Raw genomic sequence first — 12,207 nt, forward strand, 5'->3', positions numbered from 1 at the left:
GCGGTGTTGGAGCCGTATCGAGACGCGGCCCGGCTCCGGAGCCGGCTCAGTTCGCGGACGCGTCGCCCGCGGCGTCGCCGCCGAGCGACCGCGCGTACCCGTGGATGTACGCGCCGAGGAACATCCCGGTGATGGCCCACAGGATGGGGAGGTTCCCGATGCCGACGCTGGCGTACGCGGCGCCGGGGCAGATGCCGGAGACGCCCCAGCCGACCCCGAAGACGACGCCGCCGGCGACGACGTTCCGGTCGAACTCCTTGAGCCGCCGCGTGTACGGCCGCCCGGTCAGCGGCGCGCGGTCGAGGTAGCGCGTCCCGACGGCGAACGTGACGCCGGTGACGACGGCCGCGCCGCCCATCACGAACAGGAGGCCGAAGTCATCGAACTGCAGGAAGTCGAGGACGACCTCCGGTCGAGCCATGCCGCTAATCGCGAGCCCGAACCCGAAGACGAGCCCGCCGAGGTAGATGGCGGGCAGCACCAGCGGACTGGACCGGTCGTCGCTCACGGCGCCACCCCGAGCGCGGCGACGAGCTGCGCCGTCCCGATGGCGACCGCGAGGAACGTCGCGACGTTCACCAGCGACGTGTTCGACAGCGACCCGACGCCGCAGACCCCGTGGCCCGACGTACAGCCCTTCCCGAGCCGGGTGCCGATGCCGACGAGGACGCCGCCGCCGAGCAGCCGCCACCACTGGACGTCGGTCGTCCAGACGCCCGGGTCGAGTACGAGCCCGTAGACGGCGGCGCCGCTCACGATGCCGACGGTGAACACGAGCCGCCAGTCGCGCGACCGGACGTACGACGCGCGGTTGAACCGCGGGACGTCCGAGACGTACGACAGCGTCGATTCGAGGAACGTGCTCGCGCCGGCGATGATGCCGGTGGTGAGGTAGATGATGGCCGCGCCCAGCCCCACGAGCAGGCCGCCGAGCAGGTACGGCACGACGCCGCGCGGGAAGTACAATTCGAGCCCGAGCGCCGCGGTAATCGGCTCCATCGTCAGTTCGGCAGCGCCCCGTCGCTGGCGGCGCAGTTGTTCGGGCCAAGTTCCAGTTCGAACGCCTCCTCGTCGTCCGGCGCCCGCCGGCCGAGGTTGGTGGCGATGATCTCCTCGTAGTTCGCTGGACGCGGCGGCATGTCCGAGACGACGTGCTCGACGAACTCCTCTCTTTCCATCGAGAGCGCCGGCAGCGCGTCGGCGAGCGCGCCGAGGTCGGCGGTGTACGACCCGTCGGCGTTCGGCGTCGCGGCGTCGCTGAAGTGCGCCGGCGCGACGACGACGTCGTCGGGGTGCGACAGCACCCGGTCGGTGAGGCTGGCGTGCAGCGTCCGGGCGGCGTCGCGGGCGGCCGCCGGGTCTTCGAGGTCGGGCCGCGCGACGCTCTCCGTGAACAGGCCGTCGCCGGTGAACAGCACGTCGCCGACGCGGTAGGCGGTCATCCCGGAGGTGTGGCCGGGCGCGTGAATCACGTCGACAGCGACGTCGCCGACGGTGATCGTGTCGCCGTCGTCGACGGTGACGTACCCCTCGTCGTCGACGCCGCGGTCGGCGGCCGCCGCCGGCAGCACCGCGGTCGCCCCGGTTTCGGCGGCGAGTTCGCGGACCCCGGAGACGTGGTCCGCGTGGACGTGCGTGTCGACGGCGTACTCGACGTCCGCGCCGAGCGACCGGGCGTCAGCGACGTACTCGTCGGCGAACGCCCGGAGCGGGTCGACGACGGCCGCCTCTCCGCCGGCCGCGACGAGGTAGGCGAGACAGCCGCTCGACGGCCGCCGGTACTGCACGACGGTCGCGTCGCCGCCGGCGTCCAGTTCGGTGCGCTCGTACAGCCGCGCCCAGCCGCGCATCCCGCCTTCGAGGTGCTCCGCGTCGAAGCCAGCGTCGTCGAGCCTGGACGCCACCAGTTCGCTCGCGCCGCCTTTCGCACAGAGGACGGTGATGCGGCGGTCGTCCGGAAGCGACGACCGGACCGACTCGGGGACGCCGTCGAGCAGTTCGAAGTACGGGTGGTTCACGGCGTCGACGTCGTCGCCGCCGAGCCGCCACTCCGCGAACTCGTCAGCGGAGCGGGCGTCGAGCACGAACACGTCCTCGCCGGCTTCGATTCGCTCGCGGAGTTCCGCGGGCGCGACCGTCGTGACCGATTCGTCGGAGTCGGAGGTGTCCTCAGCAGTCATCGTCACCGCAGCCTATCGGCCAGCGAAAAATAAGGCTTTGCATAGAATTGTGCCTCCTACACTATTCTGTTTTCCGTGAAAAGGGTATTGGGGACAGTACGTTGTACCAGGGCGGTATCGACGGAATGGTCTTGTCCATCTGGAGAACGACTACCGACACGCTTTTCAGGCGGTCAGCGATATTGGGCACTGAAGTCAATACCATGACTGACTACGAAGTCACCGAGACGCTGGACGTGAAAGGAGAGAACTGTCCGATGCCGGTCGTCAAGACGAAACAGCGCGTCGACGCGCTCGACGCGGGAGCCGTCCTCGAGGTCGCCGCCACCGACCCGGGAAGCGTGAGCGACCTCAGCGGGTGGGCGGACGCGACTCCCGGCGTCGACCTGGTCGACCAGCGCGAGGACGCGGACGTCTACCGCCACTACGTCCGCAAGACGGAGTGAGCATGAGTACGGACACCTCCCCGGACGCCGCCGGAGACGACGAAAACGCGAGACAAGACGCCCCTTCGCGCGCCGAACTCGCCGCGCGAGTCGACGAACTCGAACGGGAACTCGCGGCCGCGACGGATGACGGCGACGACGGCCCGCCGAAGCTGTCCATCGTCGCGACGAAGGGAACGCTCGACATGGCGTACCCGCCGCTTATCCTCGCGAGCACCGCCGCCGCGTTCGGCTACGACGTCACGGTGTTCCACACCTTCTGGGGGCTCGACGTCCTCCACGAGGAGCGCTCGAAGTCGCTCAGACTCAGCTCGGTCGGCAACCCGAACGTCCCGGTCCCGAACGTCGTCGGTGCGCTCCCCGGCATGGACCGCGTGACGACGGCGATGATGGAGAAACGCATCCGCGACAACGACACCGCGACCGTCGAGGAACTCCTCGAGACGGCCATCGACATGGGCGTCGAGTTCCAGGCGTGCCAGATGACCATCGACCTCCTCGGGTACGACGAAGCGGACTTCTACGACGGCGTCACCACCGGTGTCGGCGCCGCCACTGCCATCCGAGACATGGCCGACGCGGACGTCCAGCTCCTCGTCTGACCCGGGCCGCTCCCGCCCCGATTCGCGGACGCGCTGACTCATCCGCGGGGACCTGCTTCTGCTGTCCGGCCGGCGGTGTTGAACGCTGGAGACGCAACGACTAAGCCACACCAGACAGTATTGTCCAATATGTCCTATACTCTGGACAGGCAAGTTGCGGGCGAGTTCGGCGACGTCGTCGACCGGACCGTCGAGGCGCTCGAATCCGAGGGGTTCGGCGTGCTCTGTGACATCGACGTCCAGGAGACGCTGAAACGGAAACTGGACGAGGAGTTCCGGCGGTACCGAATCCTCGGCGCGTGCAATCCGCCGCTCGCGCACGAGGCGCTCGAAACGGAGCTCGGCCTCGGCGTCCTGCTCCCCTGCAACGTCGTCGTCTACGAGGCCGACGACGGGTCAGTCGCGGTCCGCGCCGTCGACCCGACGGTGATGCTGTCCGTCGTCGACGACCCCGAACTGGACGACGTGGCGAGCGAGGTCCGCGAGCGGTTCGAGCGCGTCCTCGCCGCCATCCCCCACGAATGACCGGCTCTCGGACCGATTCGCGCTCTGACGCCCGCCGATGACTGACGACCCATCGACGCCGGAGGACTCGCCGACGTCGGCTCGCTCGTCGGCTGGCCCGTCGGCTGGCTCGGCTGAATCGACCGACTCGTCGCAATCGGCGGACCCCTCGGCGTCCGCTGACCGGACAGCCCGGGGCGACGACGGACGCGCCGACCCGACGGTCGGCGCCGGCTTACTCGAGGAAGCCATGGGGCCGAGTTCCGCGATGGCGCACCTCTACCGCGGCGAAATCCACCGCATGAAGCTGTGGCGCGAACGGCTCGACCGCACGACCAACTGGGCCGTCGTCGTTATCGCCGCGCTGCTCACCTGGGCGTTCTCCAGCCCCGACAACCCCCACTACATCCTCCTCATCGGAATGGCGACCCTCGGCGTCTTCCTGTTCGTCGAAGCCCGCCGCTACCGCGGCTACGAAATCTGGCGGAGCCGCGTCCGGAAACTGCAGGAGAACGTCTGGGCGTACGGCCTCGACCCGTCGGCCGGCCTCGTCGACGACGACTGGCGCGAACGGCTCAGCGCGGACTACCGGACCCCGACGCTCAAAATCAGCGCCGAAGAGGCGGTCGCCCACCGGCTCCGACGCATCTACCTCCCGCTTTTCACGGTGCTGCTCGCCGCGTGGCTCGTCAGAATCACCGCGTTCTCGGACGCGTCGCTCCCCGCGGCGGCGGCCGTCGGTATGATCCCGGGCGTCGTCGTCGCCGGCGCGGTGACGGCGGTCACGGTCGCCGCCACGGCCGTAGCGGTCAGGCCGCGCACGTGGCACGCGAAAGGCGAGCTCCGGACCGAAGACCTCCGCGACGGCCCGTGAACCGGAGTTCGTCGTATCCGGATCTGTCGGAATCGCTACTTGGTAACAAATTCTGACGCCGTTCGATTTCAACAGCGCCTCGCATCCCCGTGCTGCCGCTACGTGGCTGCGTCGCGACGGGAGTAGGTGAGGTACGCGGCGGCGCCGGCGACGAGTCCGCCGCCGACGGCGACGCCGAGCGAGATGACGACGCCGACGGAAAGCCCGGCGGCTGCGACGACGAGAACGACGAGGAACGCGGTGCTGAACGCGCCGGCTGCGAGCGCCAGCCGCCGCCGGTCGTCGGACGCCTCGTCCCTCAGATTCACGGCGACCGCAGCGGCCAGCAGGACGCCCGCCAGCAGCCCTGCGGGGATGCCGACCAGCAGCGAGAACTCGATCCAGGCCGACGCCACTTCGGTGACGGCGACGCCGACGACGAGCGCCGCGGTGAGGCCGGCTGCAGCGGCGATACTGGCTGATTTCAGGTTCATGGGTGGTGTGAGAACGACTGGCCGACCGCTGGTCTCCGGAGTGTTCGGTGGTCAGCGGTAAAATACCGGTGGCCGGCGAACGCCGGCGGCCGGCGGTAGCACCCCCGGAACGGGTGAACCTGGAGTCACCCGAGGACGTATTCGAGCGCCGGGTACTTCTCGACGAGCCGCTCGCCGCCGACGCGGTAGTTCTCGACGTACTGGTCGAGCCCGAGGATGCGGCCGGCCGCGAACGCCGCGACGGCGAGGAACACGAGCATGTACGCGAAGTCGCCGTTGATGAGGCCGTGCTCGATCTCCCAGTTCCCGAAGTAGAACAGGAGCATCATGAGCGCGCCGAAGAACGCGGCGAGCCGGGTCATGAGTCCGACGAGCAGCCCGAGGCCGATGAGCAGTTCGCCCCACGGGACGGCGACGTTCGCGAACTCGACGAACCACGGCGTCGACCCCATCCACGCGAACAGGTCGGCGAGCGGGTTCCCGTTCGTCGCGGCGACGTTCGCCAGGTAGCCGCCGGCCGAGAACGGCTCGGCCGCCGTCAGCTTCGTGAAGCCCGAGTACGCGAACGCGTAGCCCATCATGAGTCGGAGCGCGAGCACGAACCACGCGCTGAGGCTGTGGACCTTCGCGTGGACCGTGCGGCCGCCGACCTTGCTTTCCAGTTCGTTCACGCCGTTTCCGAGAGTGTTTGCCATGTCTAATACACCTTCAGTTGCACAGACGCGCTATCCTCCCATATAGCGAGCCGCTGATTCTCACCCGGCGGGAAGGAATTGTGCGATAGCGACGCACTGGTTCGCGTTCGACGCCGTCGCTCCCGGGGACGGGAAACTCGACGAAAATTGTGTCAATATCGGCGTGTGGCGGCGTCGAAGCGTGCCAGCGTCGAAGCGCGACAGCATGACGGGGCAGCGCAGGTAACCATGTAGAAAAGAACGATTCTCCGAGGAATCGGGAGTCGCAGCGGTCGCGTGTCCGTCGGCCGTGCGGCCGCGGTCAGTTCCGCGCGTTCGGCGCCGGCGACGCGTACGGGTTCGCGGCGGCGCGCTTCGACACCTGCAGTTCGACCGCGCCGTCGGCGTCCAGCGAGATGACGACGTCTTCGAGCAGCCGGACGTACTCGCTCAGGTGCCGGCCCGACCGGCGGATGCGGACGCGTTCGTCGAGCAGGCCCGCGTCGGTGAGCCGTTCGAGTTTCCGGTACGTCGTCGACAGCGGCAGGTCGCACGCGTCAGACACCTCGTTCGCGGACAGCGGCTCGTCGTCGGTCGCGTCGAGGATGTCGCGGCACGCGTCGTCGTCGAGCACGTCGAGCACCTCCTGGACCTCCTCATCGTCGGTGAGCACCAGTTCGCGGGGCTGCTGTTCGGTGCTGTGCTGGCGCGGCGCGGACGTCGGAACCTGGCTCATACTACAGTGAAGGCGGGGACGGGGGACCAATTGACAGCCCCAGTATCCGGGGTAGTTTATATACCTGGGTTCGGGTCGGCGGTCCGAACCGGTGGGAAAAACCGACACCCTGATAGTCCGACGCGTGGTGGAATTCACAAACGGGTCGGTGCGGGTCGCCGCCCGCCTGAACCGCCGTCGGCGACGGAGCCCCGGCGGTCACTGCAGCGCCGAACCCGCCACGACGCAGCCGACACCCATGGACGAATACGAATTCCGCTGTCCCGAATGCGGCCAGCAGATCAAGATCAACAGCCCCATGCGCGAGGCCATCCTGACGAACGGCTGCCCGATCTGCTCGGCGTCCGTCGCCGCGAAGAACTTCTCTCCCTGTTAGGCCGCGACGGACCCGACGTGGCCTCCGTGGCTCCCGCCGGTCGCGACTCGCACGCCGGAGCCGACTCACTCGGCGGAGTCGGGCGGAACCTCGGTTCGGCGGCCGCTCAGATTCTCCGGGACGAACTCGTACAGCTGGATGTTGAGGTCCTCTTTCGACTTCCCCCAGATTTCGAACAGCGGCCGCTTCGCCGCGCCGTACTGCTCGATTTCGTCGACCGTGAGTTCGTCCGGCGAAATTCGTTCGAGCGACCCGGTCGCGACGACGCTCCGGTACGTCCGCGTCTCGTCGGCCTCCTCTTCGCCCCCTTCGCTCGCCTTCTCGTACACGACGAGCCGGGCGGACGGCGAGGACGCGAGGAACTGCCGCTTTTCGCTCTCCGGCGTCGACACGAGCCGCATGTAAAACGACCGGTTCGCCGAGTCGTAGCCGAACGAAACCGGGATCGCGTACGGGTCGTCCCCGTCGGCGAGGGCGAGAACACCCGTCTCCTTCGCGCCGAGGAACTCGTCGACCTCCGACGCAGTCATCTCGGTCTCCTGGGCGAGTGCCATATCGGTCATCGGACACCCCGGTATGTAAGTGTAAGCAGTTCCGCGCGAGCCTCCCGCGTCAGTCCAGCACGTCCTCGAGGAGCTTCCGCTGTGCGGCCACGAGGTGTTCGGTGAACGTCGACTGCGAGATGCCGAGGTCGGCCGCGATTTCCGTCGCGTTCGCGCCCTTCGGCCGCTCGAAGTACCCCCGCTCGTACGCCGCTTCCAACACCTCCCGCTGCCGGTCGGTGAGCCGGCCGCGGTTCACGAACACGCGCTCCTCCGGGGACCCTTCGAGCGGCGGCTGTAACAGCCGCTGGACGTCAACCGACGGGAACCGGTCGCGGAGTTCGTCCATGACCGCCTGGAGCTGCTGGAAGTCGCTGGCGTGAAAGACGAGCGTCAGGTCGCCGTCCTCGGCGACGTAGCGGTGGACCGGGCAGCCGAACGCCCCGAGACACTCACACGGACACCGGCCGCCGGCGTCGGAGTCGTCACCACCGGCGTCGTCGTAAGCGTCGTCGTCGTAAGCGTCGTCGTCGTAAGCGTCCTCAGCGTCGTCGGCGTCTCCTCCGTCGTGCGTCGTCCGGAACAGGTTCGCGGCGCCGTACGAGAACACCGGTTCGCCGTCGGCGCCGCTGCCATCGACGCTGTCGGTCTCCGCGATGAACTCGGTGACGCTGCACGGCGCGTCCGGGTCCGAGACGCTCGTGGACACCTGCGTAATCGGCGACGCCGTGCGGGTCGAGGCGGCGGCGATGGGGCAGCCGTCCGGGGCAGCGAACGACACCGTCGCGCGGATACCGGACGCCATTCGTACCGGAGTCCAGGCGTCCGGGCGTCTTGAGTCCCGTGGTCTCGACAGAACGGACCATCTCTCGCCGCGCACGCGCGGGTCGCCCGGCGTTCTCACCCCGAGGGAACCTGCGGGACGGCTATATCCGAGAGAGCCGTCCGGTCAACTATCGATGCACCGCCGTGAGCAAACGTTCGTCTGTCCCGACTGCGCGACGTCTATCGCGGTGGACGCCGAAATCCGCGTCGCCCTCGTCAAACACGGCTGCGCCGTCTGCGGCGGCGCCGTCCCGAAAACCGCGTTCACGTCGGCGTGAGTCCGCGGCGCGCTCGGCGGCACGAACTCCGGCGAGGACCCGGACACGGTCGACGGTTCCGTCGGTGTCACTGATAAAGGACCCCTGATATCGGTGGTCAACACTAGTGGGGGTATGGCTCCTCCGTAGGAGTATGAGCCAATCTTCGATGGCGGCGGTCGGTGCGCGCGGCGTGAACGGTGCTGGGACCGGAGCGACGGTCGATTCTGCGGCGGCCGTCCAGGAGTACCTCGACGTGCTCGGCGACCCGGACTGCCGCGCGATTCTCGGCGCGACCGGCGACGAGGCGCTGTCCGCGAGCGAACTCGCCGACGCCTGCGACGTCCCGCTGTCGACGGTGTACCGGAAACTCGACGTGCTCACCGACGCCGACCTGCTCGCCGAGGCGACGCGGCTCCGCCGCTCCGGCAAGCACGTCAGCGAGTACCGCCGCTGCGTCGACGACGTCACGGTGTCCGGCGCCGACGACGGCGGCTTCAAACTCGAACTCGCGTCGAGTCAGCGGACCTCGGGCGGCGCCGCTGCTGCGCTGTCGGGCTGGTGAGCGGACTCCTTTCTGCTCGCACCCCTCGGAACGAATCCGGTATAATTTAGCGATTCGACCCGTAGGGGGGACAATGGTAGATATCTCAGATTCACTTCGACTGCTGTACGAGGCGCCGCTGGAGGCCGACGGCGACCGCTACGTCGTCCCGATTCCGTCCGACCTCGTCGAGAACGGGTCGCTCTCCGACGGGGAGATGTACCGCGTCGCGCTGCTTCCGAGCGCCGCCGAGAAGCCGAACGAGGACGGCGACGCCGACGCCGACGCCGGCGACGCCGAGGCCGAGCCGGAGCAAGACGACTCGGCGGAGCCGCAGCGGTCCGCGCCGCCCCGCCGAACGCAGGACGCGCCGGTGGAGGAGGGCGAGACGCGGTCGGTGACCATCGACACGCTCGGCGACCAGGGCGACGGCATCGCGAAGGTGGAGCGGGGCTTCATCGTCATCGTGCCGGGGACGCAGCCGGGCGACCAGGTCGACGTGGAGATCACGGACGTGAAAGACACCGTCGCGTTCGCCGAACCGGTCAGCGAGCCGACGGTGCGCTGACGACGCGGTGCCGACGCGACGTCGACGCCGCATGTGCGGCCCGACGCGGCGTCGACGCGGTGCCAACCCCGCATGCTGAAGCCCGTAACTGCCGATTTTCCTCAGTCGTCGCTCGGCTCCGCCCCGGAGTCGGACCGGTCGAGAAAGCCGCTGGTCGTCGCTTCGGCGGCGACGTGCGGCTGGAACACCCACCCGGCCAGCGCGACAATCGGTATCATCGACGCGGCGACGACGGCGTAGCCGACGTGGAGGTTCGGGAGGAGCGGCGCGGCGTACACGAGCGGGTAGACGATGCCGCCGACGGTGCCGACGCCGCCGACGACGCCCGCCACGGCGCCGGAGTTGTTCGGGAACATCGCCGGGACCTGCGCGAAGATGGCGCCCTCGGCGAACGCACAGCCCATCCCGACGAGGAAGCCGGCGGCGACGGCAACCAGCACGTCTCCGGAGAGGCCGGCGAGCGTCATCCCGAACATCGCGACGACCACGAACGACAGGGCGACGAACGTCCACTGCTCGCGGTACCGGCCGGTGAACACCGGGAGGATGTCGCGCTCTTCGCGGGCGACCCGGTCGCTGACGTAGCCGCCGACGGGGCGCAGCAGCCCCGCCGCGATGGAGAACGTCCCCGCGAACGTGCTCGCGAGCACGAGGCTGTCGGTGCCGAACCCTTCGCGGTAGTACGTGGCGAGCCAGCCGTTCATCGACAGTTCGAGGCCGAACGTCATGACGTACGCGAACGCCAGGACGACGGTGCCGTACCGCGTCGCGGTGTGGAGCCACTCCGAGAGCGTCGCGCCGTCCTTCGTGGCTTGGCGGGTCTGTTCGTCCTTCGCAGCCTCGCCGAACGCGTAGTAGACGACCGCGAGCCCGACCGCGACGACGCCGGTGTAGAAGAACGCGGCGCGCCAGTTGGTCGCGAACAGCGGCCCGTCCCAGTTCGTTCCGAACACGCGCGGCAGGACGAGCGCCCCGGCCGCGGCGCCGGCGTTGCCGACGCCGGCGTAGATGCCTTCGGCGAGCCCGAGGTTCTCCTCGTCGAACCACTCCGCGACGTGCTGGATGCCGATGACGAACGTGATGCCGGCGGTCGCGACGATGAGCCGCTCGACGAAGAACACGGTGTAGGTCTCGGCGAACGCGCTCGCCATCGAGAACACGCCGACGTACCCCAGGACGATGGCGAACACGGTCGGCGCGCCGAACTTGTCCGACAGCCACCCGGTGAGCATCCGGCCGAACGGCGCCAGCCAGATGGCGGCGCTGGAGAGCACGCCGATTTCGGCGAGCGACAGCCCGAACTCCTCGGCCATCGGCCCCGTGAACGGCGCGAACGAGAACCAGATGAGAAACGAGAAGTTGAATCCGACGGTCGCCAGCAGCAGCGTCCGGTACTTCGTCATCCGAATCAGTCCCACGGCGACTCACTCCTGACGAGCCTCACCTGAGACCGCAAATGCGGTTTCTGATTTTCAACGGTATCCTTCTGTTCCTGGGCGGATGCAGCCATTTCTCTGAATTATCTGTTCAGAATGTCCGTAATAAGGACTCTCCTGGTAGAGATATGGACTCCGGGGTGTCGTTGTGAGAGACCAAGGGTCTCCTGTCGCTCGAAGGTGTACTAGGGCGTTCGTCCGTGGCGCAGCTATTTTGGTGATGGTTCGTGACCGGTGCCGTAGAGCCCTCCACGCGGCTCGTGAACCAACATGGAACTCGAAGACTTCGTTCAGCAGAACGCGCCGACCGAAGGCCGCGAACGGTTCGAACTGGAGAACAGCAAACTGCTCGACGTCGACGTCGACGGAACGGTCGTCGCGAAGGCCGGGTCGATGGTCGCGTTCGACGGCGACCTGTCGTTCACCGGGAAGTCGTCCGCCGAGGGCGGCCTCACCGGCTTCCTGAAGGAGAAGGCGACGAGCGAAGGGACGCCGGTGATGCAGATCGAAGGGCAGGGGTCGGTGTACCTCGCCGACCAGGAGAAGCGCATCCAGTTACTGTCGCTCGACGCCGACGAGGCCATCTCCGTGAACGGGACGGACGTCCTCGCGTTCGAGGACAGCGTCTCGTACGAAATCGGTACCATCGGGAGCCTCGGCGGCGCCTCGGCGGCCGGGCTGACGAACGTGTTCCTCTCCGGCCCCGGAACCGCCGCCATCACCACCCACGGCGACCCGCTCGTGTTGACGCCGCCGGTCAGGACGGACCCGAACGCGACCGTCGCCTGGAGCGAGAACCTCTCGCCGAACATCGAGACGAACAGCAGCCTCAGCGACCTCGTCGGGCAGTCCTCGAACGAGCGCTACCAGTTGACGTTCGACGGCGACGACGGATTCGTCGTGGTGCAGCCGTACGAGGAACTTCCGAACCAGCCCTGACGACGGCGACAACGGCGGCCGCAGACCGATTCACGATTTTCGGATAATCAGTCTCCGCCCCGCCCCGCCCCGCCCCGTCCCGCCCCGCCAGGCGTCCGGGCCGACTGCCGGACGCTGAACGGAACCCGGGGCGGCTAGTCGTCCCGGACCGCGAGTCCGTCGAGCAGGAACTCCGCGCTCGTCCGGGTCGTCGCCATAGGCGTGTCGTGGACGTCGCAGATGCGGAGCAGC

18 protein-coding genes and 1 pseudogene are annotated in these 12,207 nt (G+C 68.4%); 9 read left to right on the plus strand and 10 right to left on the minus strand.

Features of this window, described 5'->3' with window-relative positions; genetic code table 11:
* Positions 1-46: 46 nt before the first annotated feature.
* Genes ACQUS7_RS08375 through ACQUS7_RS08385 form a run of 3 tightly spaced genes read right to left on the minus strand, consistent with a single transcriptional unit; the run spans position 47 to position 2,180 of the window.
* Positions 47-508, minus strand: a complete 462-nt coding sequence (locus tag ACQUS7_RS08375) for a DUF6691 family protein (RefSeq protein ID WP_435146292.1) — start codon at positions 506-508, stop codon at positions 47-49.
* Positions 505-999, minus strand: coding sequence for a YeeE/YedE family protein (locus ACQUS7_RS08380; RefSeq protein WP_435146294.1), 495 nt, complete (start codon positions 997-999; stop codon positions 505-507). Before ACQUS7_RS08380 ends, ACQUS7_RS08375 begins: the two co-directional genes overlap by 4 nt.
* Positions 1,000-1,001: 2 nt before the next feature.
* Positions 1,002-2,180: an MBL fold metallo-hydrolase gene (locus ACQUS7_RS08385; RefSeq protein ID WP_435146296.1), complete on the minus strand. Its 1,179-nt coding sequence runs from the start codon at positions 2,178-2,180 to the stop codon at positions 1,002-1,004.
* A 203-nt stretch (positions 2,181-2,383) separates the two neighbouring features.
* Here ACQUS7_RS08385 and ACQUS7_RS08390 point away from each other — a divergent pair, with 203 nt between their 5' ends.
* The 4 genes from ACQUS7_RS08390 (at position 2,384) to ACQUS7_RS08405 (ending at position 4,606) form a co-directional block, all read left to right on the plus strand.
* Entirely contained in the window at positions 2,384-2,626 is a 243-nt protein-coding gene (locus tag ACQUS7_RS08390) for a sulfurtransferase TusA family protein (protein ID WP_435146298.1), read from the plus strand.
* A 2-nt stretch (positions 2,627-2,628) separates the two neighbouring features.
* Positions 2,629-3,228 (plus strand): DsrE/DsrF/DrsH-like family protein, encoded by a 600-nt coding sequence (locus tag ACQUS7_RS08395; protein ID WP_435146300.1) that lies wholly within the window; start codon positions 2,629-2,631, stop codon positions 3,226-3,228.
* A gap of 129 nt (positions 3,229-3,357) precedes the next feature.
* Entirely contained in the window at positions 3,358-3,753 is a 396-nt protein-coding gene (locus ACQUS7_RS08400; protein ID WP_435146302.1) for a DUF302 domain-containing protein, read from the plus strand.
* Between the two features lie 229 nt (positions 3,754-3,982).
* Complete coding sequence (locus tag ACQUS7_RS08405) at positions 3,983-4,606, plus strand: DUF2270 domain-containing protein (RefSeq protein WP_435146304.1); 624 nt, start codon at positions 3,983-3,985, stop codon at positions 4,604-4,606.
* A 98-nt stretch (positions 4,607-4,704) separates the two neighbouring features.
* Here the strand turns inward: ACQUS7_RS08405 and ACQUS7_RS08410 are convergent, their stop codons facing one another.
* From ACQUS7_RS08410 to ACQUS7_RS08420, 3 genes are all read right to left on the minus strand, one after another.
* Positions 4,705-5,079, minus strand: a complete 375-nt coding sequence (locus ACQUS7_RS08410) for a hypothetical protein (protein WP_435146306.1) — start codon at positions 5,077-5,079, stop codon at positions 4,705-4,707.
* 125 nt (positions 5,080-5,204) lie between these two features.
* Positions 5,205-5,774 (minus strand): DoxX family membrane protein, encoded by a 570-nt coding sequence (locus ACQUS7_RS08415; protein WP_435129978.1) that lies wholly within the window; start codon positions 5,772-5,774, stop codon positions 5,205-5,207.
* Positions 5,775-6,075: 301 nt separating this feature from the next.
* Complete coding sequence (locus ACQUS7_RS08420) at positions 6,076-6,489, minus strand: helix-turn-helix domain-containing protein (protein WP_435129975.1); 414 nt, start codon at positions 6,487-6,489, stop codon at positions 6,076-6,078.
* A 238-nt stretch (positions 6,490-6,727) separates the two neighbouring features.
* Between ACQUS7_RS08420 and ACQUS7_RS08425 the strand changes: the two genes are divergently transcribed.
* Positions 6,728-6,865 (plus strand): DUF7560 family zinc ribbon protein, encoded by a 138-nt coding sequence (locus ACQUS7_RS08425; protein WP_435146309.1) that lies wholly within the window; start codon positions 6,728-6,730, stop codon positions 6,863-6,865.
* Between the two features lie 65 nt (positions 6,866-6,930).
* Here ACQUS7_RS08425 and ACQUS7_RS08430 read toward each other — a convergent pair whose 3' ends face one another.
* Entirely contained in the window at positions 6,931-7,419 is a 489-nt protein-coding gene (locus ACQUS7_RS08430) for a pyridoxamine 5'-phosphate oxidase family protein (protein ID WP_435129969.1), read from the minus strand.
* 58 nt (positions 7,420-7,477) lie between these two features.
* On the minus strand, positions 7,478-8,212 hold the full coding sequence (locus ACQUS7_RS08435) for a helix-turn-helix domain-containing protein (RefSeq protein ID WP_435146311.1): 735 nt from the start codon (positions 8,210-8,212) through the stop codon (positions 7,478-7,480).
* Between the two features lie 154 nt (positions 8,213-8,366).
* On the opposite strand from ACQUS7_RS08435, the gene ACQUS7_RS08440 reads away from it, so the two are divergent.
* From ACQUS7_RS08440 to ACQUS7_RS08450, 3 genes are all read left to right on the plus strand, one after another.
* Positions 8,367-8,510 carry a DUF7560 family zinc ribbon protein gene (locus ACQUS7_RS08440; protein ID WP_435146313.1) on the plus strand — a complete coding sequence of 48 codons (144 nt, stop codon included), beginning with the start codon at positions 8,367-8,369 and terminating at the stop codon, positions 8,508-8,510.
* Between the two features lie 133 nt (positions 8,511-8,643).
* Positions 8,644-9,054 carry a helix-turn-helix domain-containing protein gene (locus ACQUS7_RS08445; RefSeq protein WP_435129960.1) on the plus strand — a complete coding sequence of 137 codons (411 nt, stop codon included), beginning with the start codon at positions 8,644-8,646 and terminating at the stop codon, positions 9,052-9,054.
* 73 nt (positions 9,055-9,127) lie between these two features.
* Positions 9,128-9,601, plus strand: a complete 474-nt coding sequence (locus ACQUS7_RS08450; protein ID WP_435146315.1) for a TRAM domain-containing protein — start codon at positions 9,128-9,130, stop codon at positions 9,599-9,601.
* A 101-nt stretch (positions 9,602-9,702) separates the two neighbouring features.
* On the opposite strand, the gene ACQUS7_RS08455 is transcribed toward ACQUS7_RS08450, so the two are convergent.
* Positions 9,703-11,004, minus strand: a complete 1,302-nt coding sequence (locus ACQUS7_RS08455) for an MFS transporter (protein WP_435146317.1) — start codon at positions 11,002-11,004, stop codon at positions 9,703-9,705.
* Positions 11,005-11,307: 303 nt separating this feature from the next.
* Between ACQUS7_RS08455 and ACQUS7_RS08460 the strand changes: the two genes are divergently transcribed.
* Entirely contained in the window at positions 11,308-11,976 is a 669-nt protein-coding gene (locus ACQUS7_RS08460) for an AIM24 family protein (protein ID WP_435129951.1), read from the plus strand.
* Between the two features lie 134 nt (positions 11,977-12,110).
* On the opposite strand, the pseudogene ACQUS7_RS08465 reads toward ACQUS7_RS08460, so the two are convergent.
* A pseudogene (locus tag ACQUS7_RS08465) lies at positions 12,111-12,207 on the minus strand (methylglyoxal synthase); the annotation flags it as partial.

It is taken from the genome of Halobaculum sp. P14 (assembly GCF_051195155.1).
Classification (GTDB): Archaea; Halobacteriota; Halobacteria; order Halobacteriales; family Haloferacaceae; genus JBNTKA01.

Bases quoted from the DNA above. Each gene is read 5' to 3' on its own strand.
- ACQUS7_RS08380 (WP_435146294.1), bottom strand. From the start codon at position 999: ATGGAGCCGATTACCGCGGCGCTCGGGCTCGAATTGTACTTCCCGCGC.
- ACQUS7_RS08385 (WP_435146296.1), bottom strand. From the start codon at position 2,180: ATGACTGCTGAGGACACCTCCGACTCCGACGAATCGGTCACGACGGTC.
- ACQUS7_RS08390 (WP_435146298.1), top strand. From the start codon at position 2,384: ATGACTGACTACGAAGTCACCGAGACGCTGGACGTGAAAGGAGAGAAC.
- ACQUS7_RS08395 (WP_435146300.1), top strand. From the start codon at position 2,629: ATGAGTACGGACACCTCCCCGGACGCCGCCGGAGACGACGAAAACGCG.
- ACQUS7_RS08400 (WP_435146302.1), top strand. From the start codon at position 3,358: ATGTCCTATACTCTGGACAGGCAAGTTGCGGGCGAGTTCGGCGACGTC.
- ACQUS7_RS08405 (WP_435146304.1), top strand. From the start codon at position 3,983: ATGGGGCCGAGTTCCGCGATGGCGCACCTCTACCGCGGCGAAATCCAC.
- ACQUS7_RS08410 (WP_435146306.1), bottom strand. From the start codon at position 5,079: ATGAACCTGAAATCAGCCAGTATCGCCGCTGCAGCCGGCCTCACCGCG.
- ACQUS7_RS08415 (WP_435129978.1), bottom strand. From the start codon at position 5,774: ATGGCAAACACTCTCGGAAACGGCGTGAACGAACTGGAAAGCAAGGTC.
- ACQUS7_RS08420 (WP_435129975.1), bottom strand. From the start codon at position 6,489: ATGAGCCAGGTTCCGACGTCCGCGCCGCGCCAGCACAGCACCGAACAG.
- ACQUS7_RS08425 (WP_435146309.1), top strand. From the start codon at position 6,728: ATGGACGAATACGAATTCCGCTGTCCCGAATGCGGCCAGCAGATCAAG.
- ACQUS7_RS08430 (WP_435129969.1), bottom strand. From the start codon at position 7,419: ATGGCACTCGCCCAGGAGACCGAGATGACTGCGTCGGAGGTCGACGAG.
- ACQUS7_RS08435 (WP_435146311.1), bottom strand. From the start codon at position 8,212: ATGGCGTCCGGTATCCGCGCGACGGTGTCGTTCGCTGCCCCGGACGGC.
- ACQUS7_RS08440 (WP_435146313.1), top strand. From the start codon at position 8,367: ATGCACCGCCGTGAGCAAACGTTCGTCTGTCCCGACTGCGCGACGTCT.
- ACQUS7_RS08445 (WP_435129960.1), top strand. From the start codon at position 8,644: ATGAGCCAATCTTCGATGGCGGCGGTCGGTGCGCGCGGCGTGAACGGT.
- ACQUS7_RS08450 (WP_435146315.1), top strand. From the start codon at position 9,128: ATGGTAGATATCTCAGATTCACTTCGACTGCTGTACGAGGCGCCGCTG.
- ACQUS7_RS08455 (WP_435146317.1), bottom strand. From the start codon at position 11,004: ATGACGAAGTACCGGACGCTGCTGCTGGCGACCGTCGGATTCAACTTC.
- ACQUS7_RS08460 (WP_435129951.1), top strand. From the start codon at position 11,308: ATGGAACTCGAAGACTTCGTTCAGCAGAACGCGCCGACCGAAGGCCGC.